General features: G+C 68.3%; 26 protein-coding genes. 5 read left to right on the top strand and 21 right to left on the bottom strand.

Annotation, left to right across the window (positions count from 1 at the left end; all coding sequences use genetic code 11):
- Positions 1-17 precede the first annotated feature (17 nt).
- Positions 18-1,298: an acetyl-CoA C-acetyltransferase gene (locus tag ACSQ19_RS07735; protein ID WP_435995971.1), complete on the bottom strand. Its 1,281-nt coding sequence runs from the start codon at positions 1,296-1,298 to the stop codon at positions 18-20.
- Positions 1,299-1,405: 107 nt separating this feature from the next.
- On the opposite strand from ACSQ19_RS07735, the gene ACSQ19_RS07730 reads away from it, so the two are divergent.
- Positions 1,406-2,287, top strand: coding sequence for a hypothetical protein (locus tag ACSQ19_RS07730; RefSeq protein WP_435995969.1), 882 nt, complete (start codon positions 1,406-1,408; stop codon positions 2,285-2,287).
- Between the two features lie 78 nt (positions 2,288-2,365).
- Here ACSQ19_RS07730 and ACSQ19_RS07725 read toward each other — a convergent pair whose 3' ends face one another.
- The 6 genes from ACSQ19_RS07725 to glnA form a co-directional block, all read right to left on the bottom strand.
- Positions 2,366-2,944, bottom strand: a complete 579-nt coding sequence (locus tag ACSQ19_RS07725; RefSeq protein WP_435995967.1) for a superoxide dismutase family protein — start codon at positions 2,942-2,944, stop codon at positions 2,366-2,368.
- Positions 2,945-3,023: 79 nt separating this feature from the next.
- Positions 3,024-4,466 (bottom strand): nitrogen regulation protein NR(I), encoded by a 1,443-nt coding sequence (ntrC, locus tag ACSQ19_RS07720; RefSeq protein ID WP_435995965.1) that lies wholly within the window; start codon positions 4,464-4,466, stop codon positions 3,024-3,026.
- Positions 4,456-5,508 carry a two-component system sensor histidine kinase NtrB gene (locus tag ACSQ19_RS07715; protein WP_296278599.1) on the bottom strand — a complete coding sequence of 351 codons (1,053 nt, stop codon included), beginning with the start codon at positions 5,506-5,508 and terminating at the stop codon, positions 4,456-4,458. Before ACSQ19_RS07715 ends, ntrC begins: the two co-directional genes overlap by 11 nt.
- Before the next feature lie 61 nt (positions 5,509-5,569).
- Complete coding sequence (locus ACSQ19_RS07710; protein WP_435995963.1) at positions 5,570-7,144, bottom strand: ammonium transporter; 1,575 nt, start codon at positions 7,142-7,144, stop codon at positions 5,570-5,572.
- A 16-nt stretch (positions 7,145-7,160) separates the two neighbouring features.
- Complete coding sequence (locus ACSQ19_RS07705) at positions 7,161-7,499, bottom strand: P-II family nitrogen regulator (RefSeq protein ID WP_056880236.1); 339 nt, start codon at positions 7,497-7,499, stop codon at positions 7,161-7,163.
- 432 nt (positions 7,500-7,931) lie between these two features.
- Complete coding sequence (gene glnA, locus ACSQ19_RS07700; protein WP_296278601.1) at positions 7,932-9,341, bottom strand: type I glutamate--ammonia ligase; 1,410 nt, start codon at positions 9,339-9,341, stop codon at positions 7,932-7,934.
- A 212-nt stretch (positions 9,342-9,553) separates the two neighbouring features.
- Here glnA and ACSQ19_RS07695 point away from each other — a divergent pair, with 212 nt between their 5' ends.
- The 3 genes from ACSQ19_RS07695 to ACSQ19_RS07685 all read left to right on the top strand — a co-directional run bounded on the left by ACSQ19_RS07695 (position 9,554) and on the right by ACSQ19_RS07685 (position 12,928).
- On the top strand, positions 9,554-10,351 hold the full coding sequence (locus ACSQ19_RS07695; RefSeq protein WP_296278602.1) for an undecaprenyl-diphosphate phosphatase: 798 nt from the start codon (positions 9,554-9,556) through the stop codon (positions 10,349-10,351).
- A gap of 240 nt (positions 10,352-10,591) precedes the next feature.
- The gene (locus ACSQ19_RS07690; protein WP_435995959.1) at positions 10,592-11,416 is read left to right on the top strand and encodes a DUF4377 domain-containing protein; all 825 of its coding nucleotides are present in this window, start codon (positions 10,592-10,594) and stop codon (positions 11,414-11,416) included.
- A gap of 93 nt (positions 11,417-11,509) precedes the next feature.
- Positions 11,510-12,928: a hypothetical protein gene (locus ACSQ19_RS07685; protein ID WP_435995957.1), complete on the top strand. Its 1,419-nt coding sequence runs from the start codon at positions 11,510-11,512 to the stop codon at positions 12,926-12,928.
- Between the two features lie 19 nt (positions 12,929-12,947).
- Here the strand turns inward: ACSQ19_RS07685 and ACSQ19_RS07680 are convergent, their stop codons facing one another.
- From ACSQ19_RS07680 to ACSQ19_RS07640, 9 genes are all read right to left on the bottom strand, one after another.
- Positions 12,948-13,442, bottom strand: a complete 495-nt coding sequence (locus ACSQ19_RS07680) for an RDD family protein (RefSeq protein WP_435995955.1) — start codon at positions 13,440-13,442, stop codon at positions 12,948-12,950.
- A gap of 4 nt (positions 13,443-13,446) precedes the next feature.
- Entirely contained in the window at positions 13,447-14,061 is a 615-nt protein-coding gene (locus ACSQ19_RS07675) for a YbhB/YbcL family Raf kinase inhibitor-like protein (protein ID WP_435995953.1), read from the bottom strand.
- Between the two features lie 113 nt (positions 14,062-14,174).
- Positions 14,175-15,167, bottom strand: coding sequence for a YheT family hydrolase (locus tag ACSQ19_RS07670; RefSeq protein WP_435995951.1), 993 nt, complete (start codon positions 15,165-15,167; stop codon positions 14,175-14,177).
- 88 nt (positions 15,168-15,255) lie between these two features.
- Positions 15,256-16,053, bottom strand: coding sequence for a lysophospholipid acyltransferase family protein (locus ACSQ19_RS07665; RefSeq protein WP_435995949.1), 798 nt, complete (start codon positions 16,051-16,053; stop codon positions 15,256-15,258).
- 109 nt (positions 16,054-16,162) lie between these two features.
- Positions 16,163-16,585, bottom strand: coding sequence for a hotdog fold thioesterase (locus ACSQ19_RS07660; RefSeq protein WP_296278608.1), 423 nt, complete (start codon positions 16,583-16,585; stop codon positions 16,163-16,165).
- A gap of 106 nt (positions 16,586-16,691) precedes the next feature.
- A complete protein-coding gene (locus ACSQ19_RS07655) occupies positions 16,692-18,677 on the bottom strand; it encodes a phospholipase D family protein (protein ID WP_435995947.1) in 1,986 nt (661 codons plus the stop codon).
- Positions 18,674-19,258, bottom strand: a complete 585-nt coding sequence (locus ACSQ19_RS07650) for a YceI family protein (protein WP_296278610.1) — start codon at positions 19,256-19,258, stop codon at positions 18,674-18,676. Before ACSQ19_RS07650 ends, ACSQ19_RS07655 begins: the two co-directional genes overlap by 4 nt.
- Complete coding sequence (locus tag ACSQ19_RS07645) at positions 19,255-19,731, bottom strand: SixA phosphatase family protein (protein ID WP_299344939.1); 477 nt, start codon at positions 19,729-19,731, stop codon at positions 19,255-19,257. The genes ACSQ19_RS07650 and ACSQ19_RS07645 overlap by 4 nt, the downstream gene beginning before the upstream one ends.
- Before the next feature lie 14 nt (positions 19,732-19,745).
- Entirely contained in the window at positions 19,746-20,378 is a 633-nt protein-coding gene (locus tag ACSQ19_RS07640; RefSeq protein WP_192274192.1) for a ParA family protein, read from the bottom strand.
- 180 nt (positions 20,379-20,558) lie between these two features.
- Here ACSQ19_RS07640 and ACSQ19_RS07635 point away from each other — a divergent pair, with 180 nt between their 5' ends.
- Positions 20,559-22,058 (top strand): AAA family ATPase, encoded by a 1,500-nt coding sequence (locus ACSQ19_RS07635; protein ID WP_299344936.1) that lies wholly within the window; start codon positions 20,559-20,561, stop codon positions 22,056-22,058.
- Between the two features lie 61 nt (positions 22,059-22,119).
- Here the strand turns inward: ACSQ19_RS07635 and ACSQ19_RS07630 are convergent, their stop codons facing one another.
- From ACSQ19_RS07630 to ACSQ19_RS07610, 5 genes are all read right to left on the bottom strand, one after another.
- Positions 22,120-22,431: a hypothetical protein gene (locus ACSQ19_RS07630; protein WP_435995943.1), complete on the bottom strand. Its 312-nt coding sequence runs from the start codon at positions 22,429-22,431 to the stop codon at positions 22,120-22,122.
- A gap of 97 nt (positions 22,432-22,528) precedes the next feature.
- Complete coding sequence (locus ACSQ19_RS07625) at positions 22,529-22,978, bottom strand: hypothetical protein (protein WP_435995941.1); 450 nt, start codon at positions 22,976-22,978, stop codon at positions 22,529-22,531.
- Between the two features lie 54 nt (positions 22,979-23,032).
- The gene (locus tag ACSQ19_RS07620) at positions 23,033-23,437 is read right to left on the bottom strand and encodes a VOC family protein (protein WP_435995939.1); all 405 of its coding nucleotides are present in this window, start codon (positions 23,435-23,437) and stop codon (positions 23,033-23,035) included.
- A 67-nt stretch (positions 23,438-23,504) separates the two neighbouring features.
- Entirely contained in the window at positions 23,505-23,891 is a 387-nt protein-coding gene (locus ACSQ19_RS07615) for a hypothetical protein (protein ID WP_435995937.1), read from the bottom strand.
- 80 nt (positions 23,892-23,971) lie between these two features.
- The gene (locus ACSQ19_RS07610) at positions 23,972-24,478 is read right to left on the bottom strand and encodes a hypothetical protein (protein ID WP_435995935.1); all 507 of its coding nucleotides are present in this window, start codon (positions 24,476-24,478) and stop codon (positions 23,972-23,974) included.
- Between the last annotated feature and the right edge of the window lie 86 nt (positions 24,479-24,564).

The raw sequence follows: 24,564 nt of genomic DNA, 5'->3' as shown, positions 1-24,564 counted from the left end.
CGGCGCCGCGCGATCGCCTATCGCTCGATGATGGCGACGACGCCCATGCCGCCTGCCGTGCAGATGGACACCAGCGCACGGCCGCCGCCGCGCTGCTTCAGTTCCTTCGCCACCGTGGCGACGATGCGCGCACCGGTGGCGGCGAACGGATGGCCCGTCGCCAGCGAGGAGCCATTCGGATTCATCTTGGCCGGATCGATCCTGCCCAGCGGTGCGTCCAGGCCCAGGCGGTTGCGGCAGTAGTCCTCGCTCTCCCACGCGCGCAGCGTGCACAGCACCTGCGCGGCGAAGGCTTCGTGGATCTCGTAGATGTCGAAATCCTGCAGCGTCAGGCCGTTGCGCTTGAGCATCTCCGGCACGGCCACCGTCGGCGCCATCAGCAGGCCTTCGCCGTGGACGAAGTCGACCGCCGACACCTGCGCATCCTTCAGATAGGCCAGCGGCTCGTGGCCGTGCGCCCTCGCCCACTCGTCGCTGGCCAGCAGCACCGCCGCGGCGCCGTCGGTCAGCGGGGTGGAGTTGGCGGCGGTCAGCGTGCCGCGGCCCGAGGTCTTGTCGAAGGCGGGCTTCAGCGTGGCGAGCTTCTCCAGCGAGGTGTCGGCGCGCAGGATGTTGTCACGCTCCAGGCCGCGGAATGGCGCGATCAGGTCGTCGAAGAAGCCGCGCTCGTACGCGGCGGCCAGCTTCTTGTGCGAGGCCACCGCGAGTTCGTCCTGCGAATCGCGCGAAATGCTCCACTCCTTCGCCATATCCTCGCAGTGCTCGCCCATGCTCTTGCCGGTGCGCGGCTCGGCCACACCGGGGAACTCGGGCTTCAGTTCGCCGAACTTGAAGCCGCTCACCAGCGCCTTGAGCTTGTCCTGCGTGGTCTTGGCCCGGTTGGCGGCCAGCAGGCGCGCGCGCAGCTTCTTGCCGTAGACGATCGGCACTTCGGAGGTCGTGTCCGACCCGCCGCCGATGCCGGACTCGATCTGGCCCAGCGCGATCTTGTTGCCGATGTGGATGATGGTGTCCAGGCTGGTGCCGCAGGCGCGCTGCAGCGTGATGCCCGGGGTCAGCGGCGACAGGCCGGAGGAGAGCGCGGCCTCGCGGCCCAGGTTCCAGTCGGACGAGTGCTTGATCACCGCACCCATCGCCACTTCACCCAACTGCTGGCCGTGCAGGCCGAACCGCTCCACCAGTGCGCCCAGCGTACGCACCGACATGCCCAGGTTCCCCACATCCGCGTAGGCCGTGTTCTGGCGGCAGAACGGAATGCGGACGCCGCCGAGGATGGCGACGGGGCGGGGTGCGGGCATGGGGACCTCGGTCTGGATGGCGATGACGGGACGGTGAAGATGCGCCTGCGTACGGCAGGCATAATGGGGGAGTGTAATGCGCCCCTCCATCGCCTCCAACCGCTGACATGACTCGATCCACAACCAGCCCTGTCGTGATGGGCGTGATGGCCCTGGAACTGGCAGCGGGCAGTACCCCTCGGCGTGCCGCCCTGAGCGCCGCCGATGCGAGCGGCCTGGCGGAAAAACTCGGCCGCGACCTGGCGACGCATGCGCCGCAGGTGCGTGACCTGGATCTCGTCTTCGCGGGCGCGCATTTCGATCCCGCCGAAGCGCTGCGCCCAGGTTGGCCGCTGCACCAGCGGCTGCGCGAGTTGCACCAGCGCGCACCGGGACGTGGCGACGGGGCGCGGGTGATCGCGTTCGGCGCCGACGACACTGCCATCCCGATGCCGCTGCAGGCCGACGACGGCTTGCGCGGCGGCCTGCTGCGCGTGCTGCCCTTCGTGCTCAGCGGCGACGTCCCCGCGGTCGAAGCCGTGGCGGAACGGCTGGAGAGCGTCCTGCTGGAAACCGGGATGGCCCAGGCCGATACCGCGCTGCTGGCGCAGACCGCCTTCGGCGCGCAGATCGAACACGCACGCTACATGACGCTGCACGATCTCGCCGCCATGACCGCGATGCAGTACGACCATGGCGGCCTCGGCGCACTGTGGCCCGTGATCGAAACCGCCCTGATGGCCCCGACCGAAGAGGCGTGGCTGGATGCCGTGCCGGAACCGCTGCTGCGCTACGCCAGTGGCGAGGTCCACATCGCGCTGTTCGAACCGATCGCCTGGCGGGCGCGCTATGCGACGCAGGAAGCGACCGACGAACGCCTCGAACGCGCCTACCAGCATTTCCAGGCCCGCCAGCAGCAGATCGCGGCCGTGCTGGAAGCGCATGGCATCCCGGTGACGTTCGCGCACTGCCCCGCCAAGGCCGATGCGCGGGACACCCTGCAATCGTAGCGTGCGCCATGCGCACGACCATGAGGACCACACATCGTGCGGTCGTGCGCGTGGCGCGCGCTACGATGTCGGGTGGTATTACTGGGTGACCTTGATGATGCCGCAGGCCACGCGCGCGCCCGCATTGCCGGCCGGCTGGCTCGCGTAGTCGTCCGGGGCCGCATGCACGATCAGCGCGCGTCCGGCGACGTCGTTGACGGCACCGCCACCCAGCGTGACGCCTTCGAGGTGCGCATCTACCTTGGCCACGCCGTCGGCATTGGCGGTCAGGTTGTTCATGTCGCCGGCATGGTGCGCGCCGCTGCCGGCCTTGCCGTGCGCGGCATTGAACGGGTTGAAGTGAGGCCCCGCGCTGCTGGCGTCGGCGGCGCTGCAGTCGCCCTTCTCATGGATATGGAAGGCGTGCGTGCCGTTCGCTGGCAGGCCGCCGATCTCGCCGGTCAGGTGCAGGCCCTTGCCCATGGGCGTGAGGGTGACGCTGCCGCTGACCAGGCTGCCGGACGCCGATGCCAACACGGCGACCGCCTGCCTGGCGGTACTGGTGGTGGGGACGACGGGCGTCGCCGTTGACGACGGCGACGACGGCGACGGCGACGGCGTGGTGCTGCATGCCGCGAGGGCGAGGGCGGAAGCGGCGGCCAGCAGGACGATGCGCATGAGAGGGCTCCAGTACGGGTCGTGGCCGGGTACCGTAACCACCGCTACCTTCACGATCAATGAAAGTCGCTGCGTTCCCTCATCCGCGCTTGCGACCGGGCCCCAGCTTCCGCGTCACGGTGTTGCGTCCCACGCCCAGCTTGGCCGCGGCTTCGGCGCGGCGTCCATGCGTCAGCTCCAGGGCGACCTCGAGCAGCGTGCGGTCCAGGCGCTCGCGGGCTTCCGCATGCAGCGCCTCGGCGCCTTCCAGCAGGCGGCGGCGCGCCCATTCGCCCAGCGCGTGGTCCCACTCGCCGCGTCCACCGGCGACCGGTGCATGCAGCAGTGCGCCCTGCAGGTCGGTGGTGTTGATGACGTCGGCCGGTGCCAGTGCGGCCAGCCGCCAGCAGACGTTTTCCAGTTCGCGCACGTTGCCGGGCCAATCGTGGGCCTGCAGCAGATCCAGCGCTGGATTGCTGAAGCGCTTGGGGGCGATGTCGAGCTTGCGCGTGGCCATGGCCAGGAAGTTCTCGGCCAGTTGCGGCACGTCCGCGCGACGCTCGCGCAGGGGCGGCAGTTGCAGGCGCACGACGTTCAGGCGGTGCAGCAGGTCGGCGCGGAAGCGACCCTCGGCGACCAGCCCATCGAGGTCCTGGTGGGTGGCGGCGATCACGCGCACGTCCACGCGGATCAGTTCGCGTCCGCCGACGCGGAAGAACTCGCCTTCCGCCAGCACGCGCAACAGGCGCGTCTGCAACGGCAGCGGCATGTCGCCGATCTCGTCGAGGAACAGCGTGCCGCCATCCGCCTGTTCGAAACGGCCGATGTGCCGCTTCTGCGCGCCGGTGAACGCACCGGCCTCGTGGCCGAATAGTTCGCTTTCCAGCAGTTCCGACGGGATGGCGGCGGTGTTCAGCGCGACGAAGGGTTTGCGCGAACGCGGCGACTCATGGTGCAGCGCATGCGCCACCAGCTCCTTGCCGGTGCCGGTTTCGCCGGTGATCAGCACCGACAGCGGCGCCTGCGCCAGCCGGCCGATCGCACGGAACAGCGCGCGCATGGTCGGCGTATCGCCGATCAGCTGGGGCGTGGCCGCCGCCGTCGCGTCGGCGTCCTGGGCAGCGTCGGCGCTCTCCTCCGCATCGGGCAGCGTGCGCGCGGCCAGCGCGACCGCATCGTCCAGATCGAACGGCTTGGACAGGAATTCGTGCGCGCCACCGCGGAATGCGCCCGCCGTGCTCGCCACGTCGGTGTACGCCGACATCACGATCACCGGCAGCTGCGGATGCGTGGCTTTCAGCTTGTCCAGCAGTACCAGGCCATCGTCGCCCGGCATGCGTACGTCGGTGAACAGCAGATCGGGGGCCCCCCTCGCGCCGAGCGCGCTCAACGCGGCGGCGGCGCTGTCGAAGCCGTCCACCGCGTACCCCGCATCGCGCAGGGCGGTGGCGAGCACGAAGCGCACCGAGCGGTCGTCATCGACCACCCAGATGCGACGCGCGTCGGCGGCGCTGCCATGGGCAGCCAGGCGATCAGTGGACATGACGTTCCTCGTCGTGGTCGTGCAGCGACTGCGGCAGCAGCAGGGTGAAGACCGTATGGCCGGGGCGCGAGCGGTAGGTCAGCGACCCCCGGTGTTCGCGTGCCACCTGTTGCGACAGTGCCAGGCCCAGCCCGCTGCCTTCGGCACGGCCGCTGACCAGCGGCAGGAACAGGTGCTCGGCGAGCGCTTCGGGCACGCCGCGGCCGTCGTCGACGATCTCCACCCGCAGCGCCATGGCGTGCAGGTGGTCGTGGATGCGCGAGCCGTGTTCGACACGGGTGCGCAGGATGATGTTGGCCGCACCCGCCTGCAGGGCGTTGCGGACCAGGTTCCAGACCGCCTGGGTCAGGCGGTCGGCGTCGCCGGACAGTTCCGGCAGGCTGGGGTCGTAATCGCGCTGCAGGCGCACCGACCAGCCGCCTTCGTTCTCGGCCAGGCGCAATACCCGCTCCAGCACGGTGTGGATGTTCAGCGGCGCATGCGGGCGCTGCGGCGAGGGCGACAGCAGTTGTTCCAGCAGGGTGTTGAGGCGGTTGATCTCGGACTCGATCAGTTCGATCAGTTCGCGCTCGTCGTCGTTGTCGTCGCGGTGCGCGGCCCGGCGTGCCAGCAGCTGCGCGGCACCCTTGAGGCCCGCCAGCGGATTGCGCAGTTCATGTGCCAGTCCCTTCAACGCCGCGCTCAGCGCGTTGGGCAGGGCCTGGGTGGGATCGAGCGCGGGGAATTCGTCCACCGGGTGCGCTTCCAGCAGCCAGCCGCCGCCCTCCAGCCGCGACAGCCAGCCCTCGGCGAAGCACGGCGATTCGCCGGGCATGCCCAAGGCCATGCGGTGCAGACGCAGGACGTCGCGGTCGGTGTTGTCCAGGAAGCGCGCCATGGCGTCGCCTTCGATCTCCAGGGCCGCCAGCGGTTGCCCGATCAGGCGGCGGGTACTGACGCCCAGCCAGCGCGCGAAGGCCGGGTTGACGCCACGGATCAGTCCGCCGTCGTCCGCCCAGGCCACCGGCGTGCTCAGCGCGTCGGTGGTGGGGTCGAAACGCATGCGGGAGAGGTCCGGGGACGACATTGCACCAGTTTAGTGCAAAGCCGTCCCCGGCAAGCCATCAGGCCTCGTAGGCCGATTCGCCGTGCGAGGTGATGTCCAACCCCTCGCGCTCGGCATCCTCGGAGACGCGCAGGCCGACGGTGTACTTCACGATGAGGAAGGACACCAGGGCCACCACGCTGGACAGCACCACCGTGATCAGCACGCCCTGCGCCTGGATCCACACCTGCGACCCGATGGAGTACTCGGCCACGGCGGTCTCGGTGACGTAATCCCAGATGCCCGCGCCGCCCAGCGAGGGCGCAGCGAACACGCCGGTCAGCAGCGCGCCGGTGATGCCACCGACGCCATGCACGCCGAACACGTCCAGGCTGTCGTCCGCGCCCAGCATCTTCTTCAGGCCGCTGACGCCCCACAGGCACAGCACGCCCGCGATGGCACCGATGGCCAGCGCACCGTTCAGGCCGACCAGGCCGGCCGCCGGCGTGATCGCGACCAGACCCGCCACGGCACCCGACGCGGCGCCGAGCAGCGAGGGCTTGCCCTTGGTGATCCACTCGACCAGCAGCCAGGCCACCACCGCCGCGGCCGTGGCAAGGAAGGTGTTGACGAAGGCGATGGCGGCGACGCCACCGGCTTCCAGCGCGGAGCCGGCGTTGAAGCCGAACCAGCCCACCCACAGGATCGAGGCACCGACCATGGTCAGGGTCAGGTTGTGCGGCTTGATCGCCTCGCGGCCGTAGCCGGTGCGCTTGCCGATCACGTACGCGCCCACCAGGCCGGCAATGGCGGCGTTGATGTGCACGACGGTGCCGCCGGCGAAGTCCAGCGCGCCCTTGGCCCACAGGTAGCCCGACTTGGCCAGCACGCCGTCCACCACATCGGTGCTGGTGAACGCATCGGGGCCGGGGAAGAACCACACCATGTGCGCCATCGGCAGGTAGGCGAAGGTGAACCACAGCACGGTGAACAGCATCACGCCGGCGAATTTCACGCGCTCGGCGAACGCGCCGACGATGAGCGCGCAGGTGATGCAGGCGAACGCACCCTGGAACACGAAGAACGCCAGTTCCGGAATGTAGACGCCCTTGGTGAACGTCGCCCCGATCGAGGACGCATCCAGTCCCGCGGCGAACAGCCGGTCGGTACCGCCGATGAAGGCATTGCCCTCGGTGAAGGCGAAGCTGTAGCCGTACAGCGCCCACAGCACCGCGACCAGCGAGAACACGGCCAGGTTCTGGATCAGGATGGACAGCACGTTCTTCGAACGCACCAGGCCGCCGTAGAACAGCGCCAAGCCGGGCAGCGTCATGAAGATCACCAGCACCGCGGAGACCAGCACCCACACCGTGTCGGGCTTGCTGATGGTCGGGGCCGGGGCTTCCTCGGCGGGGGCGGCTTCGGCCTCTGCAGGGGCCGCAACGGCTTCCGCAGGTGCGGCTGCTTCGACCGGCGCAGGCGCGGCCTCGACCGCGGGGGCGGCTTCGGCAGCGGCGGGTTCGGTCGTGGGTGCGGCGGTGTCCTGCGCGGCGAACACGGTGGCGGTAGTGCCCACCGTCATCAGGCCGAACAGCGCGGCCATGCACAGCATCCGGGTACGGGTCTTCCACCCGGAGAACAGTCGAGTCTTCATGTGGGGGCTCCGAGTGTTAGAGCGCGTCCGCGCCGACTTCGCCGGTACGGATGCGGATGACCTGGTCGATGGTGGTGACGAAGATCTTGCCGTCGCCGATCTTGCCGGTGCCGGCGGCCTGCTGGATGGCCTCGATGACGGCATCCAGTCGCTCGTCGGTCACGACGGTCTCGATCTTGATCTTGGGCAGGAAATCGACGACGTACTCGGCGCCGCGGTACAGCTCGGTGTGGCCCTTCTGCCGGCCGAAGCCTTTCACTTCGGTCACGGTGATGCCGGACACGCCCGCTTGCGACAAGGACTCTCGGACCTCGTCGAGCTTGAACGGCCGGATGATGGCGGTGATCAGTTTCATGCGCATACCCCGATGGTGGATGGAACCGGCCGACCGGAGCCGGCCGGCGGTTTCAGGTCACCCGTGCGCGCAGCCCCCTGGCGGCGGACACGTTGTCGGTGCGGAGCGGTGCATGAACCGCATCCGTGCCCACCGCGATCATTTGCGGCGGGAACGGATGACGTGGGAGGGAGCAGCGGTTCATGGACCTCTCCTGTGTTTCCCCAAGTACAGCGTTGGTGCGATCTCCAGGAATCGAAGACAGGTGGTGCCCCGGTTCCCCAACCGGGCGAATGCATCGCGGGACGATGCACTCGATAAGGTGCGGCGATGGCGACGGGTGGGAGGGGAGATCCGTCGCCATCGCCGCGAGAACTCAGTGCGCGACCGCTGCGTCGCGGAGGGCCGGTGCATGGCCCTCCGCGTGCATGGCGATGTGCGCGCAGGCCTGCATCAGTTGGCGTAATACAGCTGGTATTCCAGCGGGTGCGTGGCCGCGCGGAACTTGGTCACTTCCTGCATCTTCAGCGCGATGTAGGCATCGATGAAGTCGTCCGACATCACGCCGCCGGCCTTGAGGAAGTCGCGGTCCTTGTCCAGCGCGTCCAGCGCCTGGTCCAGGCTGGAGCAGACCTGCGGGATGTTCTTCTCTTCTTCCGGCGGCAGGTCGTACAGGTCCTTGTCGGACGGCGCGCCCGGATCGATCTGGTTCTTGATGCCGTCCAGGCCGGCCATCATCAGCGCGGTGAAGGTCAGGTAGCCGGACTGCAGCGGATCGGGGAAGCGGATCTCGATGCGGCGCGCCTTCGGATTCGCCACCCACGGAATGCGGCACGACGCCGAACGGTTGCGCGCCGAGTAGGCCAGCATCACCGGCGCCTCGAAACCCGGCACCAGGCGCTTGTAGCTGTTGGTGCCCGAGTTGGCGAACGCGTTGATCGCCTTGGCGTGCTTGAAGATGCCGCCGATGTACCACAGCGCCAGCTGCGACAGGCCGCCGTAGCCATCGCCCGAAAACAGGTTCTGGCCGCCCTTGGCCAGCGACTGGTGCACGTGCATGCCGCTGCCGTTGTCGCCGACGATGGGCTTGGGCATGAAGGTCGCCGTCTTGCCGTTGCGGTGGGCGACGTTGCGCACCACGTACTTCATGCGCTGCAGTTCGTCGGCCTTCTGCACCAGCGTGTTGAACTTGGCGCCGATCTCGCACTGGCCGGCGGTGGCGACTTCGTGGTGGTGCACTTCGACTTCGATGCCGACCTGTTCCAGCGTCTTGCACATCTCCGCGCGCAGGTCGTGCAGCGAGTCGGTCGGCGGCACGGGGAAGTAGCCGCCCTTGACGCCGGGACGGTAGCCGCTGTTGGCGCCGTCGTAGCTCTTGCCGCTGTTCCAGGCGCCTTCTTCGGAATTGATCTTGAAGAAGGTGTTGCCCATGTCGTTGGCGAACTGGACCGAGTCGAAGATGAAGAACTCCGGCTCCGGGCCGAAGAAGGCCACGTCGGCGACGCCGCTGGCCTTCAGGTGGGCCTCGGCGCGCTTGGCGATGCCGCGCGGGTCGCGCGTGTAGCCCTGCATGGTGGCCGGATCGAGGATGTCGCAGACCAGTACCAGGGTCGGGTCGGCGTAGAACGGATCCAGATAGGCCGTGCTCGGGTCGGGCAGCAGCACCATGTCCGACTCGTTGATGCCCTTCCAGCCCGAGATCGACGAGCCGTCGAACATCTTGCCGTCTTCGAACAGGGACGCATCCACGATGCTGACGGGGAAGGTGACGTGCTGTTCGACACCGCGCATGTCGACGAAGCGCAGGTCGACGAACTCGACCTTGTGGTCCTTGATCAGCTTCTCAACGTTGTCCAGGGACATCTCGGAACCTCGGGTTGGATAAGTGTGTGACGGGATACAGCAATCCCCGTGCCAACCCCGGGGACGCGGCAAGTGATTGATTGTCATGGACATCCTTGACGGATTCGTCACACGGAATCCCTGTTTTGGTGCGGAATTCTGACTCAGCGAACCAACGCGGTGCGTGGCGCTTTCCACTATTCTTTGCCGCCCTACCCTGCAAGCCCGCTCCGATGACCGACCTGCTCGCCGCCCTGCTGCTCGGCATCCTCGAGGGCCTCACCGAGTTCCTGCCGGTGTCCAGCACTGGCCACCTGCTGATCGCGCAGCACTGGCTGGGCGAGCGGTCGGATTTCTTCAACATCGTGATCCAGGCCGGCGCCATCCTGGCCACCACCCTGGTCTTCCGCCGCCGCATCTGGGAACTGACGACCGGCTGCTGGCGCGATCCCCAGGCCCGCGACTACTCGATGAAGCTGGCGGTGGCCTTCCTGGTCACTGCGCTGGTCGGCCTGCCGGTGCGCCTGGCCGGATGGGAACTCCCGGAAACCGTCACGCCCGTGGCATGGGCCCTGATCATCGGCGGCGTGTGGATGCTGGTGGCCGAGCACTTCGCCGAGAAGCGCGGCGACGTCGCCACCATCACCTGGAAGGTCGCGGTGCTGGTGGGCCTGGCGCAGGTGGTGGCGGGCGTGTTCCCGGGCACCTCCCGTTCGGCCGCCGCGATCTTCATGGCGATGCTGGCGGGCACCAGCCGGCGCTCGTCCGCGGCGGAGTTCGTGTTCCTGGTCGGCATTCCCACCATGTTCGCGGCCAGCGGCTACGCGTTCCTGGAACTGGTGAAGGACGATGCGCTGGGCAGCGAGAACTGGGGCGAGGTGGCGCTGGCGTTCGCTGCCGCCACCGTCACCGGCTTCGTGGTGGTGAAGTGGCTGCTGGGCTTCATCAAGGCGCACCGCTTCACCGGCTTCGCGATCTATCGCATCGTGCTGGGCGCGCTGCTGCTGTTGTTGATGCCGGTCGGCAGCTGAGCCGCCGCGCTCCCTGCTCCCTGTAGGAGCGACGTCGGTCGCGACCGCACGGCCGACATGCCCTGAAGCGGCTGTTTGCCATCCGGGCGCGCTGCGGCGCGTTCATCCCAATGCACGGTGAATGGCTATCGGGGCGAGGTCGCGACTGACGTCGCTCCTACAATCAAGCGCGATGCCCGGCCTTCACCCCATTCCAACCTGCCGCGCGTTTGCATGGGGCCACCGTCGACGGAGAACGCCATGAAACGACTGCTGCTGCTCGCCTTGCCACTGGCCCTCGCGGGCTGCCCCAAGCCGGCGGAACGGGCCGACACGCCAGCGCCCACCGTGGCCGCCACCACCCCGGACACCGCGGCAGCCGCAACGATCGACGCGGCCGCCCTGCTTCCCCAGTACCACTGGCAACTCATGGACGCGACGGACACGCAGGGCAAGCGCATCGATGCGCTGTTCGTCCGGCCCGACAAGCCGGTGCAGTTCGACTTCAGGGAAGGACGGCTGGGCGTGTCCAACGCCTGCAATCGCATGGGCGGCACCTACACACTGTCGGACACCAGCCTCACCATCGGTCGACTGACGTCGACCATGATGGCCTGCACCGACGATGCGCTGATGGCGCTGGACCAGGAGATCGGCAAGCGACTGGATGGGACGTTGAAGGTCGCCGCCACGCAGGACGGCGTCGCTCAACTCGCGCTGACCACCGCGACCGGAGAAAAACTGCTGTTCGCCGGCAACCCGACCGCCGAGACCCGCTATGGCGGCCCCGGCCAACGCGTGTTCCTTGAAGTCGCGGCGGACACCAAGCCGTGCAGCCACCCGCTGATTCCCGACAAGCAGTGCCTGCAGGTGCGCGAGATCGCCTACGACGACAAGGGCCTGAAAGTCGGCACGCCGGGCGAGTTCCAGCACTTCTACGACAGCATCGAGGGCTACATGCATGAGCCCGGCATCCGCAACGTCCTGCGCGTGGACCGCTACACGGTGAAGAACCCGCCCGCCGACGGATCTTCGAATGCCTACGTGCTGGACATGGTGGTGGAGTCGGCCAGCGAGAAGAAATAAGGTCCGTCGCACGAAGCGCGCCTGATCCAGGGCGTGCTTCGTGGCTGTCGGTCAGCCGCTATAGTGGCGCGTCACCGCACCTGACGCGCCAGCATGCACCCCCCCGCAAGGAACGCTTCTCCCCTTCCCTGGATCGCTGTCGCACTCCTGGTCGTCTCCGCCCTGCCGATGTGGTGGCCGGCGCTGCAGACGCCATTCTGGGGCGACGACTACGTGTTCCTGCATGCGGCGCATGCGACGAATGCCACGGGCGCGCCGTGGTGGTCGGATTTCTGGCCTTCGTCGCCGCCGCGCTTCTGGCGGCCGCTTTCGCAGGAAGGCTACTGGCGCTGGATCGACGCGTCGCTGGGCGGCAGTGCGCATGCCGCGCACATGGTCAGCCTGATCCTGCATGTCCTGGCCACGCTGGGCGTTGCGCTGTTCGCCCTCCGCCTCGCGCGCGCCTGTCGCTGGCAGCACGCCGGCCGCATCGCCGCGCTCGCTGGCGCCGTGTACGTCGGACTGACGATGCACCTGCTGCCGGTGCATTGGGCGGCCGCTGCCAACAATGCCCTGCTGACGCTGTTCACCACGCTGCTGCTGGCCGCCTGGATCAGTGCGCGTGATGCGGCCGGCAACTGGCGTACGGTGCTGCTCGCGTCGCTGCCGGTATGGCTGGCGCTGGCCTTGCTGAGCAAGGAATCCGCCGCGCTGACGCCCGCGCTGATGATCGTGGTCGCCGCTTTCGTTGCCATGCGCAGGCCGGATCGCGGCGAACTCGTCGCGTGGCTCGCCTGCGTGGCGGTCGTTGGCGTGTGGCTGGTGCTGCGCGCGCGCTTTACCGCCAACACCGATGCGTCGTACGCATTCGGCCTGGGCAGCAATGTCGTGCGCAACGCCGCATCGTTCGGCGCATGGCTGTTGAACGTCCCGCGCGAGGCGATGCGGATGGCAGTCGCGGGCGAACGCATGCGAGGACTGGCCTGGATCGCGGCCACCGCACTGCCGATGCTGGCAGCCTGGGCGGTCGCCGGTTGGCGCGGGCGGACGCTGCTGACGCGGTGGCAGTGGATGTGCGTCGGCGCGTTCGCCGTGCTGGCGTACGCGCCCTACTTCCTGTTCGCCTGGAACAGCTACGAGTATTACGCAGCCATCGCCGTGATCCTGCCCGTGATCGCGCTGGCGCGCTGCCTGGCGACCGATGCTGCCGCGCTGTGGGTGGCGACGCTGATCGTGGTGTCGTCGTGGATCGCGGTGGAGGGCACGCGCCGGCTGGACCATCCTGGCCTGATCGGTCGCGCGCACTGGGCGGAAACGACGCTGCAGGCACTGGAATCGCAACGGATCCCCGCGCCGCTGCATGTCAGCGTCGCGGACGCGCAGCGCTTCTATGCCATCGGCCAGATGGGACTGGCATGGCGGCTGGGCCTGGATCCGGAGCAGGTCCGCGTGGCGCCGGCATGCCCGCCCACCGGCACGTGCCTGGTCATCGGGGCCGATGGGCGGACGCGCTGGCGACACGCGGCGGAGTGAGGTACCGCACGCGCATCCCTCACGCAATCGCGGCCGCGCGCCTCCGTACCACGCGCGTGCGCGGCCAGAGGTCGTGCCAGCCCCGCGGATCGTCATCGTCCGCCAGCAGGACCGAGAAGGCTTCGAACGGCACCACGCGACTCGCGCTGCGCAGCAGTGCCTGGCCGAACCGGACCCGGCGCCCTGCCTCGTCGACCACGCGCGTACCGGTCACGAGCTTGCCGATCGTGGTTCCCGTGATCCCTTCCATCAGCGTGTAGTAGAGGATGATCGCAACGTAACCGATCAGCTGTTCCTGCCACCACGTCAGCCGCCCGGCCCACGCCAGCACCGCGTCGCCGCCGATCATCCCCGCGACCAGCAGGGCCAGGAAGATGAGCCCGATCACGATGACGCGATCGATCATCCAGTGGACGAAGCGGCGGCCCTTCGTGGCCGGCACGTGCGGCACGCCGTCGCCTCCGGGATCGGCGACGGCGCTTCGCGGGCTCTCGTAGGGATTGCCGCCCTCCACGGGCTCAATCGCGCAGGGTCGCGTTCAAGGTGTACGTGCCGTGCACCAGTGCTTCCGCCAGCACATGGCCCTGCATCGCACGCTCCACGTCGCCGGCGGTGAAGCGGGCCGGCAGGTCGAGCGCGGCGACATCCAGTGCGAACAGGCGGAAAAAGTAACGGTGAACGCGTGCATCGTTGAACGGCGGGTAGGGACCGTCGTAGCCGTGGTAGTCGCCTCCCATCTGAGCATCGCCGGCAAACCAGCCGGTGTAGTCGTTCAATCCCTGGCGTGCGCCGGCCGGTCCGGCGGGCTGCTGCTTGCCCCGGGCAGTGACGCCGTCGCTGCAGCTGCCGGCCGCGATCTCGCGCACGCCGTGCGGGATGTCCGCCATCGCCCAGTGGATGAAGTGCGCGCGCGGCTGCTCCACCGGGATCTGCAGGTCGTCGCGACCCACGGTGTCCGGCACGGTCGGTGCATCGGGGTCGATGCAGAGCAGGGCGAAGGACTTCGTCCGGTCCGGCACGTCGGTCCACGCCAGGTGCGGATTGCGGTTGGCGGCGAACCCGTCGGGCTGGCCCATCGCGAACTCGGCCGGGATGGGCTTCATGTTCTCGAAACTGTCGCTCCACAGACGCATGGGTGGCTCCTCGAAAAAAGGGGAAGACCAGGCGCCGGAGGGGCGCCGTCGCAGTCCGGATGGCGCGCCCGGCCAACGCCCGGCAAGGACCCGATTGTAACGGGCGGGACCGCTCAGGCCGTGGTGGCGGCCAGGCGCTCGGCGACCCAGCGCTCGGCGTAGCCATCGCCGGCGACGTTCTCGATGAAGGCGCAATGCCCGCCCCATGGCGCGATCTCCAGCGTGGCCTGGGGCGGCAACGCCCAGTCGCGGAAGGTGTCGAACGGGATCACCGGGTCGTCCTCGGCCATCAGGATGTGCGCCGGCACCTCGAGGCCGGCAAGCCGATCCCCCGAGATCGCATAGCCGTCGAAGTAGGCGTCCAGCGTGCCGAAACCGGTGTGGCGCTGCACCAGCCAATCGGTCAGCGCGCGGATGTCGAGCGCCAGCACGGTGTCGTCGAAATCGTGCCGCTGCGGGAACAGGTGGCGCTTGCGCTCCAGCGAACGGCGCCACTTGCGGGCGAAATACCAGTCGTACAGCGGCATGCCGCGCTCGATGCGGTCCATCGTGGTGGCCGGATCCAGCAGCGGGCAGACCGCCGCCACGTGCGCCAGCGCCAGCCCGGCCTGCGGCGCGCGCAGTGCCAGCCGCAGTGCGAAATTGCCGCCAAGCGAGTAGCCCGCCACCCGCATCGGCCGGCCGTTGGCGAAACGTCGCGCTATGTCGAGCGCAGCGTGCACCACTTCGTCCAGGCGGTTGGAGTGGAACAGGTCTTCGTTGAGATGGTGGGTGTCGCCGTGGTCGCGGAAGTTCAACCGGAACACGTCGAAGCCGCGTGCCAGCAGCTGCGCGGCGGTCAGCCGCATGTAGTTGGAGTCGGCGCTGCCTTCCCAGCCATGCAGCAGCAGCACCAGTCCTTGCGACTCGCGTCCGGCCACCTGGCTGTGGAAGCCCTGCAGGCGCACGCCATCGCCACCATCCACGATGTATTCCAGCGTTACCGCGCCGCTGCCCGCCAGCGCCCGCAGCGCACGGCGGCGGCGCAGCGCGCTGGATCCCAGCACCGATTGCAGGTGCGGGTTGCGCAGCCAGCGCGGCGGTCGGAAGTCGGCGGCAGTGATCATGGGGTCATCGCGGCAACGTGGGCACGAGGGTGGCACCGGTGGGCCGAGTATTCCCTCGAATACGTCGCAAGCCCGTCATGGCGGCCGCTCAGGCGTCCGCCATCGCCCGCACGATCCGCTCGCGCGAGAGGTCGGCGATGCGCCGGCGACCCTCGACGTCGGCGACCCGGATCGGTTCCAGGAAGCAGATATCGGCCGTGCGCGCCGGCTCGCCCAGCAGGCGGACGAAGTTGGCGAAGAAGCTTTCCCTGGGTCCGAACGCCACCACCGGCTGGGCGCTGCCGCGTGCGCCGTAGCGCAGTGCGACCGGCTGCACCGGCACGCCGGCCTCGACCGCCGCCAGGAAGATGCGCGCATGGAACGGCCCGATCTCGTGGCCGTCGCGCGTGCGTCCTTCCGGGAACACCCCGACCGAACGCCCCTCGCGCAGGCGCCGCATCATGGCCTGCAGCACGCCGCCCAGCGATTCCTGGCTGCCGCGCTGGTGGAAGATGGTCTGTCCCTGGGCTGCCAGCCACCCCACGACCGGCCAGCCGCGGATCTCCTGCTTGGCCACGAAACCCATCATGCGCTGGCTGTGCAGTGCCTCGATGTCGATCCAGCTGACGTGGTTGGCCACGAACATCGTCGGGCCCGGCAACGGCGCGCCGACCCGCCGCAGGCGGAAACCGAAGATGCGCATCAGTCCACTGGACCACCAGCGCACCGCGACGTCGCCCGCGGTTTCGTCGCCCACGCGTATCCACACCAGCAGCGGCGACAGGCACAGCAGGGTGATCGGCAGGAAGAGCAGCAGGTGGATGAGCAGCAACGGCACGCGGTACGCGTAACGGAAGGCCCGTGCCACGCCGCTGCCGCCAGCAACATGAACAGGGGGCGGCGTCATGCGTTCACGATAGCAGGAGTGAGGGTGGGAGGGGCAGGCGTAAGGGGAGCGGAGTGGGGCGTGAGCGAAGACGAGGGCTCTGGGTGTCCGCACTCTTCTCCCTTCCCCACTAGCTCCGCGGTACGACCGCCAGCGTCAGCCGCGAGACGCAGACCAGCTTGCCGTCGTCGTTCTCGATGCGGATTTCCCACAGCTGCGTGCTGCGGCCCACGTGCAGGGCCCGCGCGGTGCCGGTGACCACACCGCTGCGCATCGCGCGCACGTGGTTGGCGTTGATCTCCAGGCCCACGACCATCTCTTTCGTCGTATCCACGCACAGGTTGCCGGCCACGCTGCCCAGCGTCTCGGCCAGCGCCACCGATGCGCCCCCGTGCAGGATGCCGTAGGGCTGCACAGTGCGCGCATCCACCGGCATGGTGCCGCGCAACCAGTCCTCACCCGCTTCGGTCATCACGATGCCGAGGTTCGACACCAGCGTATTGGCCGCATGCGCGTTGACGGCGGCGAGATCGACGGGGGCACGGAAAGCCATGGCGTTTCTCTTGAAGAGCGAGTGGAGAGGAGCGGGGCGCAGAGGCGTAAGAGGGTGAAGGGTAAGGGGTGCGCTCACTCCTCGCTCCTCTCCGCTCACTCCGCCCTTACAGAATAGGTACCAGCCCAGCGCCGAATGCGGTGAGCACGCGGGTGTACAGCCATTTCGGCCCGACGTTGACCTCGGGGAAGTCGCCGACCGCCACGTAGCAGCGATGGAAAGCGGGGTCTTTCGGGCTGACCGGCAGCGGGCAGTCGGGACCGGGCTGGAATTCGTAGCTGGTGGCGTAGCGCCATGGCCAGAGATCGAAGATCGGCAGGGCTTCGGACACCTTGCCCAGGCTGTAATCCAGCCCGGAGAACACCGGCGGCTTGGCGCGCGGCGCGATCGTCCAGGCGTTCTCCGGCGACATGTCGCGGCGGATGCTGTCGGCCAGCGCGCGTGCGAACGCGGGATCGTCGATCACCACCGCCGCCTCGGTGTTGTAGTTCTCCGACCGCGGGTCGAAGTTGTGCGTGCCGATCACCGCCGTTTCGCCGTCGATCACCATCGACTTCGCATGCAGTCCCATGCGCACGCCGGCGCGCTTCAGCGGCAGCGGCTCAGATCCGGCGCCGCTGCTCAGGAACGACGGACGCGATTCGGTGCGCTGGAGGCGGCGCGTGGTCTCACCGGACGCCGCGTTCGACGAGGACCCACCCGAAGGACCGAGGGAACCCGACGGTCCGCGCAGGCGACCCGTGCCGCTGCCGCTGCCGCCGCCTTGCGCATCGGGCGAGGCGACGGGCGGGCCTTCCGGCATCAAGGCCGCATAGTCCACCGGCGCGTCCTCGGGGAACGGCTTGTATTCGTGGATGCGGAACCCGAACTCGCGCAGGTAGCGGCGCTTGTACTTGAACGACATCGAATAGACGATCGGGTTGTCGGTCGCGGCCAGGCTGTTGGTCGACACGGTCACCTGCGGCGGCGGTTCGCGCTGGCGCATGTCGCGGAACATCACCTGTGCCTGCTTCGACATGACCAGGTAAGGCGTCTGCAGCAGCACTTCCGACTTCGCGCCTCGGATCAGCGCTTCGAGTTCCGGCGCGGCGGGCGCGTCGTCGTCGCGTCGCTCGCGACGGTGCTTCTGCGGCAGGTCGGCGATGTAGCGCACTGCGCCGACGGCGAACGCAGGGTCGACGAAGCGCGCCTGCACCACCGCCGGGTCGCTCGCCTGCTCGACCGCTTCCTGCACGCGCGCCGGCCGCAGGTAGCGCGGCACCGGCATGGCCGGCACGCCATCGCGCAGCAGCCTGCGCCCCACGTCGTTGAGCCGCTCGGCCGGCACGCTCCGCCGCGCGTCCCAGAAGGCCTGGAAGTTCGCCGCCATGGCCGAGGCCTCAGGTCCGGCGACCAGCACGTCGCGGTCGCGGAAGTTGTACTCCGCATCCCAGTCGAAATAGTCGTCCTGGTAGTTGCGTCCACCGCTGATGCCGATGCGGTCGTCCACCAGCAGCAGCTTGGTGTGCATGCGCTGGTTGAAGCGGCGGAAACAGCACAGCACGCTGCCGGCATAATCCAGATAGTTCAGCTTGGCCTTGCCGAAGCTGGGGTTGTAGATGCGGATGGAAAAATTCTGGTGCGCGCCGGACAGCGCCGCCAGGATCTCCAGGTCGGCGATGGCCGACAGCTGGTCGATCAGCACGCGCACCTTCACGCCACGGCGCGCCGCCGCGAGCAGCTCGTCCAGCACCAGCCGCGCGCTGTCGTCCTTGTCGAAGATGTAGGTCTGCAGGTCGATGCGCGCGCGCGCGCTGCGGATCAGGTTCAGGCGCGCCAGCAGCGCATCCGAACCTTTGTCCAGGATCACCGCGTAATGCCGGGGCGCGGCCGGCGTGGACGCAGCCGATGCCTGGCCGGCCAGGTCGTACAGCGGCGACGGCAACGCACAGGCGTCGGCCTGTGCGCACTCGACGACCGGGGACCGGGCGGCGGCGGCGATGCCGGCCGCGCGGTCGCGCTGGCGGTCGGACAGGCTGGCGCAGGCCGTGCCCAGCAGCGCAAGGCTGAGCACCGCGCAGCGCACGGCGAGCGTGGAGAAACGGGAGGTCACTGCGTCTTTCCGCCCCGGATGCGGGCACGCAGCACGAATACCACGCGGTCGCTGACCGCCAGCATCCAGTCGTCCATGTCGTAGTCGCTGCGGCGCACCGCACCGGTGGCGACGACGTCGCAGTCCACGGCGGGGCGGGCGCAGGTGCCGGGGGCCACCGTCAGGCTGCGGGGCCGGCTGATGCCCTTGATGCTCAGGTCGCCTTCCAGCGTGCCGCCGTCGTAGAGCAGCATGGGGTCGTAGGGCTTGGAGGTGAACGTGACCACCGGGTAGCGGTCGGCGTCGAAGAACTTCTCGCTGCGTGCCCATTCGGCATAGCGGGCGTGGTCGACGATCTCGACCTCGCGCGTGTACATCCGCAGGCGCACCTGCTGGCGCCCGTCGGGCAGGTGCTCGACCGATCCCTCGTAGCGGGGGAACACGCCGTCCAGCACCTGGCCCCAGCGCGTGCGCAGTTCGAACCCCAGGCGCGTGTGCCCGGGGTCGAAATCGTTCCTGCCCTGCGCCCAGGCGGGTGCTGCGCACAGCAGGGCCAGGCACAGCACGACCAGCCAGGCGGCCAGTGGCAGTTCCGGCTTCATGGCCACCAGAACGCGGAGAGCTGTGCCACTCCCGGCTCGATGGCGGCGTCCACCGGCAGGGTCAGCACCACGACGCCCGCCGGCGGCATGCCGCGGTACTCGCTGGTCACGCCGGAATACATCAGCGCCGCCAGCTGCTCGAAGCCGGGGTTGTGCCCCACCATCAGCAGGCGTTCGGCCTCGCGGTGCTGGTCGGCCAGGTCGGCCAGCGTGCCGGGAGTGGCTTCATAGATGCGCTCCTCCAGCCGCTGCTCCACGTAGCCGATCGCATCCAGCACCGCTTCCAGCGTCTCCCGGGCCCGGCGCGCGGGGGAACACAGCACGCGATCAGGCACCAGGCCCTGCTCCTTCAACCAGCGTGCGACGGCCTCGGCCTCGGCCAGGCCCTGCGGCGACAGGGGACGGTCCAGGTCGGACTGCCCGGGGGTCGCCGGTTCGGCATGGGCATGGCGCAACAGGATGAGTTCACGCATGGGACGCTTGCTCCTTAGGCTTTCTTGATCCACTTCAACAACGGTTCCCAGTCGGCCTGGTGCTCGCGCACTTGGGCCGAGCGGTAGTCGAACAGGCTGCGGCCCAGGCCCGCCATCACCACGTAGGCCTGGGTGTCGCGCAGCTGGGTGATGACCGGGTAGGGCCAGGTCTTCAGCATCTCCACCGCCTGCTGCGATGCGTTCGTCCACGGCTTGCTTCGGTTGACCACCAGGCCGACCGGCAGTTTGCGCTTGTGCACGCGTGGCACCTTGGCCATGGTGTTCAGGAAGCCGACGGTGGCCTCGATGTCCAGCGCCGACGGCAGCACCGGCACGACGACGGCGTCGGCCTGCTCGAGAAAGCTTTCGAGATCGTCGGCCATCGCGCCGGCCGGCGCATCGATCACCACGCGCTCGGCGTCCTCCGGCAGCCACGCCTTCCAGGCACGCTTGCCGCTCGCGTCGATCGGCAGCACCGCCGTTTCCAGTTCAGCCCGGCGCTCGGCCCAGCGGGTGGAGGAATGCTGCGGATCCACGTCCACCAGCACGGTACGTTTGCCATCCAGTGCGAAGTACGCCGCCAGATTGGTCGCCAGGGTGGTCTTGCCCGCGCCGCCCTTGGAGCTGGCGACCAGAATCGTCTTCATGCGCGCACCTCGTTGCTGGAGAACCCGGAGGGTACACCGGGGGCGGTGAAGCAGAAAGGCGGGGAGGCAGGCGTGAGGGGAGAGGAGCGAGCGAAGGCAAGACCCGGCTTCCCCTCACTCCTCACTCCTCGCCCCTCATGCCTTGCTGTTATCGTTCCGTCCCCACGGACCGGATGCGCCATGAACGAGCTGCAGGACCTGACTGCGCTGATCCGCGCCAACACCCCGCTGATCGTCATCGAGACCCAGGACGAAGGCCGCGTGGTCGAGCTTTTCCGGCAGGCCTTGGGGCAGGTGTGGCGGGCGCTGTTCCGCTGGAGCATCACCGAGGGCCTGCGCCGGCTGGACATGGACCGCGAGGACGACGCCGTCGGCCCGCCCGACGCCAGCGCCGCCCTGCAGGCCATCAAGCAGGCCGAGCAGCGCGGCATCTACCTGCTGCTGGATTTCCACCCCTACCTCGGCTACGCCAGCAGCCAGCGCCAGCTCCGCGACATCGTGCAGCGCCGCCACAGCCTGCCGCACGTGGTGGTGCTGGTGGGTGCCAAGATCGAACTGCCTTCCGAACTGGACGCGCTGGCGGTGCGCTTCAACCCGCGCCTGCCCGACGGCCACGCCCTGCTGAAGATGGTCCGCGAGGAAGCCGAGCATTACGCCCGCGAACATGGCGGCCGCCGCGTCGAGGCCGATGGCGAGGCGGTCAAGCAGATCGTGCGCAACCTGCAGGGCCTGAGCCTGGTCGACGCGCGACGGATCGCCCGCCAGCTGATCTTCGCCGACGGCGCCCTGACCGCCAGCGACCTGCCCGCGCTGAACAAGCTGAAGTTCGAACTGCTCAACCGCAGCGGCCACCTCCACTACGAATACGACACGGCGAAGTTCGCCGATGTCGCCGGCGCATCGCGGCTCAAGCGCTGGATCGAGCAACGCCGCGCGGTGTTCGTGTCCGGCAATCCACCGCCGGGCCTGGACCTGCCGAAGGGCGTGCTGCTGCTCGGCGTTCAGGGCTGCGGCAAGTCGATGCTGGCCAAGGCCACGGCTGCCGGTTTCGGCGTGCCGCTGCTGCGGCTCGACTTCGGCACGCTGTACGACAAGTACCACGGCGAGACCGAAAAGAACCTGCGGGCCGCGCTGGCCTCGGCCGAACAGCTGGCGCCGTGCGTGCTCTGGATCGACGAGATCGAGAAAGGCCTGGCCAGCGGCGGCGACGAGGACGGCGGCGTCTCGCGCCGCGTACTCGGTTACCTGCTGACGTGGATGGCCGAACGCAAGGCTGGCGCCGGGAGTGGACAGGTGTTCCTCGTCGCGACGGCGAACCAGGTGCAGGACCTGCCACCGGAACTGCTGCGCAAGGGCCGCTTCGACGAGATCTTCTTCGTCGACCTGCCCTCGCCCGATGCGCGCGTCGAGGTATTGCGCGTGCATCTCACCCGCCGCGCGCTGGACCCGGAAGGCTTCAACCTGCCCGCGCTCGCCGCCGCGGCGAACGGCTTTTCAGGCGCCGAACTGGAACAGGCCATCGTCTCGGCGCTGTACGCCGCGCATGCCGAACAGAAGCCGCTCGACACCGACCTGGTGATGCACGAGATCCGCAGCACCCGCCCGCTATCCGTGCTGATGGCCGAACAGGTGCAGGCGCTGCGGGAGTGGGCGCGGGAGCGTACGGTTCCCGCGGACTGACCTTGGCTCCGGTGGCGGTAGCGACGCCAGTCACGAATGGCCGACAGCAGTCTGTCCAACGTCATGCCAGCAGGCAGCCGACAACGTAGATCACCAGGATCGGGAACGACAGCAGGATGAAGAGCTGGAAGCGGTAAAGCAGGTACAGCACCCTCCGCTCTTCGCCGGGCAGTTCGAACAACGCCCTCGACATGCGGAACTTCATCAGGTTCGTCACCAAGTACAGTGGCGTCCCGAACGAACGGAACTGATCGATCTCGGGGTGATGCGGATGCACCTCGGCAATGGCCGCCTTCAGCCGGCGGATCCAGACGTAGTTGTTGGCGAAGGCACTCAGCACTACGGCGAACAGGGCGTATTCGATCAGCTTCATGCCGGGACGCGCCCGCCGGGAATCTCGTGTCCGTGGAGCGACACTGTACGACTCATCTCGCACCACCGTCGCACATCTGCCGGCGCCGCGGCGGCACTTACGCCTCGCTGCCGAAGCAGTAGGACGTCCTCAACGCACCTTTCATGTGATGCGCATAGATGGTGTCCCGCTCGGCCACGCTCACGCGCAGTCCGCAATCGGAATCGCCGTACCCCGTCATGACCTGAATACGCTGGGGGCCTTTGCCCTTCACATACTCGGACACCTCGAAAGTAACGCGCACGTTGTCCAGGAACCTTCCGTAGGCAGGGATCTCTTCTTCCGACGGTGCGCCGAACAGCGCAGGCAGCGTCGCGCGGACCTGTCCCCACGCATTCCGCGCCGGCGGCAACGGACGTACCTCTTCGATCTTCACCGGACTGCCGACGAACACCAGCGTCGCCTTCTCCAGCGGCGAGCCTTCCAGGTCCTCCGGAGAACACAGGCAGGCGAGTGCGTTGCCCGCCACGCAGGCCGCTGGCAGTACCAGGTATCGCCATCGCGACATGCGCCTCATGATGTCCCCCTCGAACCTGTCTCACACGATTCGCGCATCCGCCGCTCATCCCCGCGTGTTCTTCTCATCCCACGCCATCGGCTGCCACAGCTCCACCTTGTTGCCTTCCGGATCCATGATCCACGCGAACTTGCCGTTCTCGTGCGACTCGGGGCCTTTGACGACCGGCACGTCGGCGGCGCGCAGCTGTGCAAGCAGCGCATCGAGGTCATCGACGCGGTAGTTGATCATGAAGGCACTGTCGCTCGGGCTGAACCACTGGCTGTCCTTGTCCGCGACGGTCCACACGGTCAGCCCCTGATCCTCGGCCTTGTCGTCCGGCCAGCGCAGCACGGCGCCGCCCCACGTCTCCAGCGGCAGCCCCAGATGCGTGTGGTACCACGCCGCCAGCGCCTTGCTGTCGTGGCGACTCTTGAAGAACACGCCGCCTATGCCCGTCACTTTCGCCATCGTTCCATCCTCCCGGGATTGATTGTTTGTGTTGACCACGGTTTCGCACGCCACGTCGACGCGGTCGTCAGAACGTGGTGGTCTGCCTCAGGTACACGTCCATCGTGTAGGCGAACGCATAATCGCGCATCTTCGCGCGCTGTTCCTGCCGATACCGCGCGGGATCGAGGAAGATGCCCGCGTTCGTACTGGTTTCGGATACGACGGCAGTGGCCTTCTCGAACGCCATGAACGGCCCGATGCACGCGGCGTAGGCTGCGGTTGCCACTTCCGTCGGCGTGCCCTTCACGGGCGTCAGTGCCCTGGCGAAGCGGCGTGCGTAGTCGGCATGGCAATCAAGCACCGCCTTGGCGTGCGGGTCGTCGCCGAACATCGGGTCGGGCGGCGTCTCGGCGTGGGCCAAGGGAACGAGGGCCATCAGTGAGACGATTGCCGTCAGTGCATTCAATCGCATGTGGATCTCCTTGGGGTATCGGGTAGGACGGCGGAAGGGAACGTGCGGCCGGGACAGGGAGCTCACCCCGCATACGGGGGTCAGCCCTGCATTTCTTTCCGCCATGGAATCGGCTGCATGCAGTTCGTGTTGACCGACACGGTGCCTTGCGGATCGATGTCCTCGATCCATGCCCTGAAATGGGCGGCGTCCGTCCTGCGGTACCGGACGATATACGCCTTGCCTGGCTGGAAATCGTGCGTGAGCGAAGCGCCGCCGACACGGTGCGACATCACCCTGTCCGTCGTGAAGTAGCTCACCGACACCGTCCTGCGACCCGGAGCGAGCACGACCTTGGCGATCTGGAATGCCGGGAAAGTGATGGTATCGAGTTGCTGGAAATGTACCACGCCCACGCCCTCTCCCAGGCAGTGCTCCTTCACCAGCACGGACGCAGTGGACCCGCCGCTTCCCGGCTCGGTGTAGGTGCCCGTCGTGGGCACGGAGAGGCTCGAGCAGGCAGACACGAGGAGCATCAGCGGAAGGACAGCGCATCGTTTTTGCATCGGTTCCTCGGCGTCCATGACGGGGTTCTTCAGCATGAGCATGGCGAGGCGCGCAGGGCCGCGCAAGTCTCGTCCATCCTACCGGTGGCCTCGCGCCTGTTTCGATACCAGACACACGCTGCCAACCG

Source organism: Pseudoxanthomonas sp. LjRoot127, from assembly GCF_964253495.1.
Taxonomy (GTDB): Bacteria; Pseudomonadota; Gammaproteobacteria; order Xanthomonadales; family Xanthomonadaceae; genus Pseudoxanthomonas_A.
Note: the sequence above shows the minus strand (reverse complement) of the source record. Positions and strands in the feature narration are given on the sequence as shown.